5 protein-coding genes and 3 pseudogenes are annotated in these 10041 nt (G+C 60.0%); 2 read left to right on the top strand and 6 right to left on the bottom strand.

From position 1 onward, the window contains the following. Positions 1 to 211, bottom strand: a pseudogene (locus I6F21_RS36940) (hypothetical protein); the annotation flags it as partial. Beyond that, positions 204 to 1232, bottom strand: a complete 1029-nt coding sequence (gene ltrA, locus I6F21_RS36945) for a group II intron reverse transcriptase/maturase (protein WP_225184305.1) — start codon at positions 1230 to 1232, stop codon at positions 204 to 206. The pseudogene I6F21_RS36940 and the gene ltrA, both read right to left, overlap by 8 nt. 343 nt (positions 1233 to 1575) lie before the next feature. Here ltrA and I6F21_RS36955 point away from each other — a divergent pair, with 343 nt between their 5' ends. Together I6F21_RS36955 and I6F21_RS36960 are read left to right on the top strand one after the other, a co-directional pair. Further along, entirely contained in the window at positions 1576 to 1914 is a 339-nt protein-coding gene (locus tag I6F21_RS36955; RefSeq protein ID WP_346656853.1) for a DUF6788 family protein, read from the top strand. Positions 1915 to 2029: 115 nt separating this feature from the next. Then, a complete protein-coding gene (locus I6F21_RS36960) occupies positions 2030 to 4093 on the top strand; it encodes a recombinase family protein (protein ID WP_225184308.1) in 2064 nt (687 codons plus the stop codon). 21 nt (positions 4094 to 4114) lie between these two features. On the opposite strand, the pseudogene I6F21_RS36965 reads toward I6F21_RS36960, so the two are convergent. The 4 genes and pseudogenes from I6F21_RS36965 to I6F21_RS36980 form a co-directional block, all read right to left on the bottom strand. Then, positions 4115 to 4426, bottom strand: a pseudogene (locus I6F21_RS36965) (group II intron reverse transcriptase/maturase); the annotation flags it as partial. Positions 4427 to 5085: 659 nt separating this feature from the next. Then, positions 5086 to 5762, bottom strand: a pseudogene (locus tag I6F21_RS36970) (IS3 family transposase); the annotation flags it as partial. Positions 5763 to 5885: 123 nt separating this feature from the next. Then, on the bottom strand, positions 5886 to 7196 hold the full coding sequence (locus tag I6F21_RS36975; protein ID WP_225184310.1) for an HlyD family type I secretion periplasmic adaptor subunit: 1311 nt from the start codon (positions 7194 to 7196) through the stop codon (positions 5886 to 5888). Continuing rightward, positions 7193 to 8959: a type I secretion system permease/ATPase gene (locus I6F21_RS36980; RefSeq protein ID WP_225184311.1), complete on the bottom strand. Its 1767-nt coding sequence runs from the start codon at positions 8957 to 8959 to the stop codon at positions 7193 to 7195. The genes I6F21_RS36975 and I6F21_RS36980 overlap by 4 nt, the downstream gene beginning before the upstream one ends. Positions 8960 to 10041 lie beyond the last annotated feature (1082 nt).

Raw genomic sequence — 10041 nt, forward strand, 5'->3', positions numbered from 1 at the left:
GCGCCACCCGGAGGCTCTCGGCCAACAATCGCTCCAGCTTGTCGCCGAGCCGCTTGCGCCAATGGCTCAGGTCCGAGCGCTCGTGCGGGAAAACGTGCTGGAAAAACTCTTCGCCGGTGAAGAACTGTCGAGTGGGCCGAGGGAGTTTCACCCTCAGCCCCTCACAGAACCGGACGTGATACTCTCGCATCATCCGGCTCTTGTCACCCAACCGTTGCGTGACCAAGGCGCGCCCAGTGGACGAAGAATGAGGGATTGCGCTTCGCAATGCTGTTCAGCCGCCGCAAGCTCCGTCCCCGGTGCCTTTTGAGCGACTTGTACTTCCGCCGGAGCCACACTCCGAGACGTTCGTCAAAGTACGTGAACAGCTTCCACATCTCCGTTGGATAGAAACGCCCATAATACTGCCACCACCCTTGAAGGATCGGATTGAGTATTCGGGCTATATCAGTCAACGGAAGCGGCGCGTGCTGTGGCAAGCGCCAGCTCCTTATCCGCTCCCGCATGCGTTTGAGCGCCTGCGGGCCAACTGCGGGAAGGAAGCGTGTGAAGAGCTTTCCCCAGCGATTCTTCGCCCTGCGGGGTTGGAAGGTGAAGCCAAGGAAGGTGAAGTGGATCTGCGGATGTGTCCCACGTCGATTGCTGTCCCTGCAATAAACCACTTGGGTCTTTTGCGGGTGCAGTGTCAGATGACAGTCGGCAAATCTCTTTTCTAGCGCAGCCTTCAGATGTTCTGCTTCCTGCCGTGTCCGGCAATGGCAGATTGCATCATCGGCATAGCGCTCGAACGGAATGCTCGGAAACGTCCGACGCATCCACGCATCGAAGGCGTAGTGCAGAAAAAGATTCGCCAGCAGCGGGCTTACCACTCCACCTTGCGGTGTTCCGGCCTCCCGTTTCTGGATAGTCCCATCGGGCATTTCCACCGGAGCCTTCAGCCATCGCTCGACGTACAGCAAAACCCAGGCCTCCTGACAGTGCTTCCGAAGCGCTCTCACCAGAAGGGCATGATCGATCGTGTCGAAAAAGCCTTTGATGTCGAGATCCAAAGCCCAGTCATAGTCCCAGCACCGCTTACGCGTTTGCTCGATCGCCTGATGCGCTGATTTGCCCGGCCGATAGCCGTAGGAGTTGGGATCAAACACTCGATCCAACCCCGGTTCCAGATACTGCTTGACCACCATCTGTGCGACGCGGTCCCCGACCGTCGGCACGGTTACGTCGAACTGCACTTCAGCCCCGTCAGGATTTGGGTTCGGCTGAGATAACCCATCCCTTCCATGTACTTCGTGGTCAGCGATTTGCTGTCCTCAAGGTCAGAAAGGTCTCTGGCGTAGAGACTTTGAGCCTGCGCCACGCCGAGATCGGATCGCTTGCTGTCCCACGCGACTGGACGGACTGGGCGCTTCCCGGTGCTCGGAGCGAGCCTATCAATGGCCAGCAGCCGTTGCTCATCGACGCCCTTGGTCTGCTTGCGCTCGCCGAATTCGCCTCTTCGTTGAAGCACAAGAAATGAGGCTTGACCAATGACTCAGCTTCTGAATCACTCGGACATCAATTCGATTCGGTCCGCAAATGAAGAAACCTTCTTCCGCGGCCCTGCGAAAGCGCCGCCACCAGCTCTTGCGTGCCCTGCCGCCGATCGAGCAGATTGTGCGCGGGTCGCTCATCGAGACCTACAAGCGCTGCGGCCGACCCAGCTGCCACTGCGTCGACGGACCGGGACACGGCCCCAAGCGTTACCTGTCCACAATCGCTCGAACCGGCGAACGCCCGCGGCTCGGCTATGTGCCGAATGGCGCGTATTCTCAGGTGGCCGAGTTTCTCGCCAACTACCGCAAGCTCCAGGAGATGCTCAACGAGATTTGCGCGATCAATGCCGAGCTTCTGCGTCGCCGCGAAAGTCTCGATTAGATGGATCCGGCGGTCGCAGCCCTCGACTTTGCCGAGGCGGGCGCCATCATCGCCAACATGATCGACTCCTATCTCGCTGCAGGCGCTCCGCCGCCCGATGTGGAAGGACCCGATCATGATCAATCCCAAGATTGCCGATCATCATCTCGCGCGGCAGGCCTGCATCTACATCCGTCAGTCGACGATGGGGCAAGTCCGCTTCAATCAAGAGAGCACAGAGCGCCAGTACAACTTAGCCGACCAAGCGAGGTCGCTCGGGTGGACTCCGGAGCAGATCCGGATCCTCGACCGGGATCTCGGTCACTCCGGCGAGCAGGCGACCAATCGCGACGACTTCAAGACGCTGGTCAGCGATGTGGCAATGGGCCAAGTCGGCGCGATCTTCTCTCTGGAAGCCTCGCGCCTGGCCCGCTCGAACAAGGATTGGCATCGCTTGCTGGAGCTGTGCGCGGTGACACGCACCTTGGTGTTCGACGGCGATGGCTGCTACAATCCGGCGGACTTCAACGACAGCCTTGTGCTTGGCATGAAGGGTACGTTTGCTCAGGCAGAGCTGCACATCATTCGCGCGCGCCTCCACGGAGGCAAACTCAACAAGGCGCAGAAAGGTGAACTGCACTTCCCTCTGCCGGTCGGTTTGGTATTCGACGGTGACAGGATCACCCTCGACCCCGATCAGGAAGTGCAAGGCGCGGTTCGAACAGTCTTCGAACTATTTGAACAAGAGAGCAGCGCCTACGGCGTAGTTAAACGGTTCAATGAACTCGGCCTGGTCTTTCCACGCCGAGCCTATGGCGGCGTCTGGGACGGCAAGCTGATCTGGGGACGACTTACGCATTCACGCGTGCTCGGTGTCCTTGCCAATCCTTCTTACGCCGGCACTTACGTGTTTGGCCGATATCAATCTTGTAAGCAGGTTGGCCCTACCGGTGAGATCCAAACTCAGTTGCGCCGCATGCCACAAGATGAGTGGCGTGTTGTCATTCCCGATCACCATGCTGGTTATATTACCTGGGATCGATTCCTTACCAACCGCGAACACTTGGCGGCGAACAGGACCAATAGCGAAGTTATCGCCGGACCCGCTCGAGAGGGACTTTGTTTGCTGCAAGGTTTATTGCTTTGTGGCGCTTGCGGACGGCGTCTAAATGTGCGCTACGCCGGCAATGGCGGTCTTTACCCGATCTATGAATGCAATTGGAGGCGTCGGGAGGCACTGGCGTCGCAGCACTGCATGTCTCTGCCATCAAAACCGCTTGATCACGCAATTGCAGAGCGCCTGTTGACCGCCGTCACGCCACTGACGGTTAAACTGGCGTTGCAAGCGCTGACAAGCTTGGAGGAGCGCGATAGGTCAATTGCTGCGCAATGGCAACGAAGGATAGACCGGGCCCGTTATGATTGTGCCTTGGCAGAACGACGCTATGAAGAAGCAGACCCCAGCAATCGGTTGGTTACCAGTACGCTCGAGAAGCGCTGGAACGATGCAATGGAGCGGCTTCTCGAGCTCGAGACTGAGTTGGCCAATTTTGAGCGCCAGAACCTGCGTAGCATCACAACCGAACAGAGGCAGCAAATACTGCAGCTTGGCAGGGACTTCCCCCGACTGTGGAAGGCTTCAAGCACTTCAGCTCGTGACCGCAAGCGCATGCTCCGCCTGTTGATACGCGACATCACCGTCGCTAAGGGTCCAGAGCCCAAACTGCTGCGATTGCAAATTCGCTGGCAAGGTGGGGCTACTGAGACAATTGAGGTCCGGCAGCGGCCGAACCGCCCCGAAGCAGTTCGTTATCCCGATGAGTTCGTTGCCAAAATCCGCGCGATGGCGGAACTACATGATGATCATGAGATCGTCGCGCAACTCAAAAGCAATGGCCAGACAAGCTCGACCGGCAGGCCGTTCACTGTCAGCATGATTCGATGGATCCGCCACAAGCATCGTATCACTGGCCCATCTCTTCCCGCCGGAACGTTGAACGTCAGTCAGGTTTGCGAGAGATTTGGCGTCAGCCTGTGGGTCGTCCATTACTGGATCGAACGTGGTATAGTCTCGGCGCTGCAACGCAAGCCGAATGCGCCATATGCAATCACCATCGACGATTGCGTCGACCGGCGTCTCCGAAAATGGGTTGCGACTTCAAGCCATCTTCACCCACCATCCCCAACGCAGACTGTATGAGGTGTATTATGCCCGGCGCGTCGGAATACCCAGTGGGCGTAGCTTGCCGTTGGTTTTCGGGATATAGATCCGCTTCACCGGCTGGGGGCGATAACTCTCGTCCAGCAGGCTTTTCCGCAGGTCATCCAGATGCTCATCCAATCTGACCTGCAGTCGTTGCTTATCTATTCCGTCGATGCCCGATGTTCGTGCGCCACTTGACGCCAGAACAATCCGAGCGGCCTCGGCAAGCCATTCCCGGTTGGCAATCAGCCGAAGGAGGCGATCGAACCTTCGGTTCGGATCCCTCTCGGCCCATGTCGCGAGCTTGTGCTGCATTTCACTGATTATCAAAGGTCTTCACCTCATTCGGTCAGGTAGTTTGCACTCCAAGCAGTTTGAACTGTTCCCCTTCGCCATGTGGCAGGTTTTCCCTGCCGCCGACTACTACGAGAACTCCGCCAGCATGATGGACATCAGGGTCAACTCCCTTGCGACGCAAAGCATCGTGGGCATTCCATCATGCCTTCCCTCGTTCATATGCTGGACGTCATCGTATTGGTGAGGCTGCCGGTCGCAGTCTTTTCCCTTGCTTTCCGCAAGTCGATGCCGATGCCATGGTCTGGCTGCGTTCTCCCCATGACCCCTCGCGAGCGTCTTACATCTGGGCTCGCGTTCGGATGCACGCCGTCATAACTGTCCGGCGACATCATCAGCATTCCACCTGTTAAGCCGTGTAGACGGAGGCGACATTTCAGCCCTCAGATGCGGGTGAACCGGTTCGTGTTCCTCAACCTTCCAATACTTCAGCCTCGGGGACCATCTCGGCTTAACGGCTTCGCCTCAATCCCCTTGACCTGCGGGCTACGTCACCCTGCCAGTTGACGACAGGTCACCGCCGCTTGGGCTCATGTCCCCTCACAGCAGGGAACAAGTCAGATTTTTTTCTCAGTCCTACCTTTCTCATTTGCATTCCAGTCATACGCTCCCCCGACTGTGGGGCGAGGCGCACTGTAGGTGATGTCCATCGCCCAGACCTGGTTCGGGCGTGTAATCTCTATCCCGCGCAGCAGATACGGATAGATCTTGTGCCCGAGTTCGGGCTTGGTGGTACACGGCCGGCGGTAGAGCGCCTCTATCCCCATCCGCCGCATCAGCGTCTTGACATGCCGGCGGCCGATCTTGCACCCCTCGGCAGCCAACAGGTCTCGCCACATTCGCGAACCGGCGAAAGGAAACTCCAGGTGCAGCCGGTCGAGCCGTCGCATGATCGCGAGCTCGGCGGGCGACACCGGGCGCGGCAGATAATAGACACTGCCACGGCTGATCTTCAAAACTTCCGCCTGACGGGTGATCGGCAGGTCATGCTCACGGTCGATCATCGCTTTGCGCTCAGCAGGCCGGCTTTGCTGAGCGCGCCTTCTAAAAAATCGTTCTCCAGCGTCAGCTCCCCGATCTTGGCGTGCAGCGCTTTCACGTCCACGGCGGGCTCGCTTGCTCTGTTGCCTCCGCCGGCGCCGAACACATCGGCAGCCGCTTCCTGAAGCTGGCTCTTCCACTGCGTGATCTGGTTCGGGTGCACGTCGAAATGCTCAGCCAGCTGGGCCAGCGTCATCTCGCCCTTGATCGCGGCCAGCGCCACCTTGGCTTTGAATGCCGGTGCGTGGTGCCGGCGGATTCGTCTGCTCATCGTCTCTCCTGATTCTCGGGTCAATCTTGCCCGCCGTCAGGCAGAAACTCCACTTAGCGTCCTGTGCAGATTTCCGGGACCGGCTCTGTTTTCTGCTTCCGAACCATTATCTTGCGTGCATCGTTACCGCTCACGCCAGGCGTGCATCAACTGATCCGAGAGCGGCTTGACAAGGTAAGACATGACTGTGCGCTGACCGGTTTGAATGAAGGCTTCGACGGGCATTCCGGCGATCAGCCTCACGCTATTTAGGCGTGCGAGCTGCCCGCTTGGTACGGCGATGCGGGCCAGATAGAAGCTTGCTCCGCTCTTCTCATCTACCGTGACATCGGCGGACACATGGGCCACTTCGCCGTTGAGCTGCGGAGTGGTGCGCTGATTGAGAGCTGTGAAACGCAACAGCACGGGCTGGCCCAATGATACGCGATCGATTTCCTGCGGAGCGATGTGGACCTCTACGACAAGGGAGTCTCGGGCGGGAACTATCAGCATGATTGGCTCGCCGGCAGTGATGACACCGCTGACAGTGTGGACTGCTAGCTGATGCACTTTGCCATCCTGTGGCGCGCGGATGTCAAGGCGCTTCAGCTGATCCTCAGCGGCCACTCGTTTCTCGACCAGTTCCGCGGTCTTCGCACGAATCTCGGCGAGTTCTCGTCCCACTTCGGTGCGGAGATCTTGATCGATCTGCATGATCTGCAGCGTAGTCTCAGTAATCCGTCCTCTGGCTTCGGCGATCGCGGCGACAAGCGCGCCACGTTCGCCGTGCAGGCGCGTTGCGTCGCGCTCGAGGGCCGTGACGCGCGTGATCTGGACGAGGTGCTTGCTCCACAACTCGCGGACGCCCGTGAGTTCACGGCTTATGAACGTTGTCTCGCGATCTTTTGCCTGAATCTGTTCATCTAGCCCGCGGATCTGCTCCGAAAGTTGGCCCATGCGCTCGTTGAGTTGCGCTTTATTGCCGGCGCGAGCGGCGCGCCGAAGCTCAAACAGTTTGCGCTCGCCGGCGATCACCCGCGCCACGTCCGCATCTAAGGCGCGCGCGGCAAGCTCGGCGGGAAAGTCGAGGTGATTTTCGTCGTCGCGCTCTGCCTCGAGCCTAGCTTGGCGCGCCGCCAGTTCGGTCAGGCTTTTAATTAGGATCAGAAGATTGGCGCGCGTTACCGTCTCATCAAGCCGCACCAGCACGTCACCGGCCTTCACCTCGGCGCCCTCGCGCACGTTGAGTCGCGTGACGACGCCGCCAGTTGGGTGCTGCACCTTCTTGATATAGCTGTCGACCACTAGCATGCCGGACGCAATGACCGCACCGGATAGTTCGGTGGTAGCTGCCCAGGCGCCTATGCCGCCGGCGAGCACAACGACACCCGCGAGGGCGGCGCGCATGTGTTGGCGGATCGAGAGCGGAACCACGTCCAACGGCTCGCGCTTCATTGGCTCGCCTCCTCGATCGCCACCTTACGCGGCACCGGTGCCGAGCGCTCGGTCATCTTGGCCAGCAGCCGATCCTTCGGCCCAAGCGCCTGGACGCGCCCCTCACACATCACCATCAGCTGGTCCACCGCGGCGAGCGCGGTGGTGCAATGTGCGACGACGATGACAATGCCGCGCCGCGCTCGCACTGCCATCATGGCTCGTGTCAGGGCCTCGTCGCCCTCAGCGTCGAGATTGGAGTTGGGTTCGTCGAGCACTACCAGGAAGGGATCGCGGTAGAGCGCCCGCGCGAGCGCGATGCGCTGGCGCTGCCCAGCCGAGATTGTCGAGCCATCTTCGCCAATGTGCGTATCGTAGCCGTTCGGCAGTCGCAACACCATTTCGTGCACACCGGCCGCGGTTGCGGCGGCGATCGTCGCCTCGGCGTCAGCGTCGGGATCGAACCGGGCGATGTTTTGGGCTACCGTGCCCGCGAACAGCTCGATGTCTTGCGGTAAATAGCCGATATGTCGGCCGAGCGCCTCCGAATTCCACTGCTCGAGGGCGGCGCCATCGAGCCGTACCTTGCCGTCCATAGGCGCCCACACGCCGACGATCGCCCGCACCAGCGACGACTTCCCCGAGGCGCTCGGGCCGACAATGCCGAGGCCCTGTCCCGGCTTCAGTGCGAACGAGGCTTCATGCACGACCACGCGCTGCTCGCCCGGCGGCAGCACTGAGACGGCCTCGACAGTGAAGACTGTGCACGGCGGCGGCAATGGTGTCTTCTCCTCGTCGGCCGGGAGCTGCGCCCAATACTGCTGCAGACGTGTCCAGCTCTGGCGGGCCCCAATCAGGCTTTTCCAGTGGGCGATGGTCAGTTCGACAGGTGCGAGTGCGCGCGAGGTGAGGATGGCCCCGGCGATGATTATTCCGGCGGTTGCCTCTTGGCGGATAACCAGATAAGCGCCCACGCCAAGCACAGCCGATTGCAGGACCATGCGCAGGACCTTGGAAATGGACCCGAAGCCGGCAACAATATCAGCCGTACGCCGTTGGGAGGCCATGTAGCTGTCGTTGACCTCTGCCCACCGCGTGGCGAGCCGCCCGCGCATGCCCATGGCCTGCAGCACCTCAGCGTTTCGGCGGCTAGCCTCGGCCAGTGCGTTGCGCTGCGCCACGCGCTGGGTCGTCTCCTTCGTCTGCGCGCGTGTCAGTCGGTCGGTGAAAAGGGTTAACGTAATCAGCACGAGCGAGCCGACCATCGCCGTGATCCCGACCATTGGATGGAACAGGAAGCAGATTGTGAGATAGAATGGGATCCAGGGTAGGTCGAACAGAGCCGTCGGGCCAAGCCCGGAGAGGTAGCTGCGCGCCTGGTCGAGGTCGCGCACAGGCTGCAGTCCGTCGCCGCTCGCCCGAGCGCACAGTGGCAAGCGCGCGACGACGTCGTAGGCTCGCGTCGAGAACATACGGTCAAGCCACTCGCCCATACGGATGAGAATGCGTCCGCGCAGAACGTCTAGGAAGGCCTGCAACAGATAGAGGCTGGCTGCCAGCACCGAGAGGCCGACCAGCGTCGGCACACTGCGGCTTGGCACGACGCGGTCGTACACTTCAAGCATAAAGAACGAGCCTGTCAAATACAGAACGTTCAGCATCGCGGTGATCAGGCCGAGTCCGACAAGTACGGCGCGGCAGCCGCGGAGCAGCTCGTGCGTGCGCGGCGGCTGATTCTCTCGCCCGGCGATCTCCGGAGCGTGTCGCCATTTCCTGACCAGCATAACAACCGACACCACCATGCACGGGAAAGGTCACCGGAATAGTGACCAACTCCACGGAGTATCCAATGACCCGGCCGCACTTCGAGGCGAGGCCTGCACGAGGTGCCCCCCTCCACCAGACGGCGAAAGTATCCGACACTGGACTACTCCGCAGCAAGACAGTGTGGCCACGAGTGGCTCTTGCTAGGAATGGCAATGTCGCCTGCTGATCCGGGGACTATGGAGCGTGTGGCCGAATCCAGCCGTGTCAGCCATTGCCACGAACTCACTCCGCGGGGGCAAGAAATCTCCGACAGCAGTATGTATACTCGCGCCGAACATGGAGCAGCCCTTCCTCTCAGAGGGGCGCCGATATGTGCCAAGCCGCACATAGAAGGCGAGCGTGCGGTTCAGCGCGTGATCCTATTGTGCTCGGGCATGACCGAGAAGCGGAGCTATGGGCAAACTGTAAACGCTCGATCCACCAATGCCCGTCACAGCCGAATGTGGTTTGCGCTGGTGAGGGTCGGCCCGCGTACTACTGTCTATTCACCGAGCTCCTTGAGAGAATCCGGGCGCCTCGCCGCGGGCCTCAGGCCTGATCAGTTGGCGAATCCCAAACGCTATAGTTGGTTGTCACCGGACTACTTGATTCCCGATAGCATTTCATCGCGTCTGCCTTGTAGGTCTTGCGTGCACTCAACCACGCCGTGGGGCATCTCCCAGAAGTGGCGGGTCCATTCGATGGCGATCCTAATAGTTCTGATCTAGAAGGCTGATGACTCCCAAATCTAGTAGGGCACTCTGGACGCCTGATGGGTCGGGCCCACTCTCAACCATTCGTTTCGTCGCGACAATTGTCAGGGTCGAAACGTCGTGTCCACAAGCCGACGCTGCTCACGGCGAAACAATGCGACTCTCAGTAATTTGCAGTTGGCGCAGCGCTTGCATTGTTCTCAGTGTCAACACCGATCCCCCTAGCAGGCTGTTGAAGAACTCAGCTGTGTTCGCAAACGAAGGCCGAATCGTCGCCATTGTGTATGTAGAAGTGGCCGACGAGCCTGCCGGCAGTGCCGATCATGGCCCATCCGCGACCGCAGGTG

The organism is Bradyrhizobium sp. NBAIM03, from assembly GCF_020194055.1.
GTDB lineage: Bacteria > Pseudomonadota > Alphaproteobacteria > Rhizobiales > Xanthobacteraceae > Bradyrhizobium > Bradyrhizobium yuanmingense.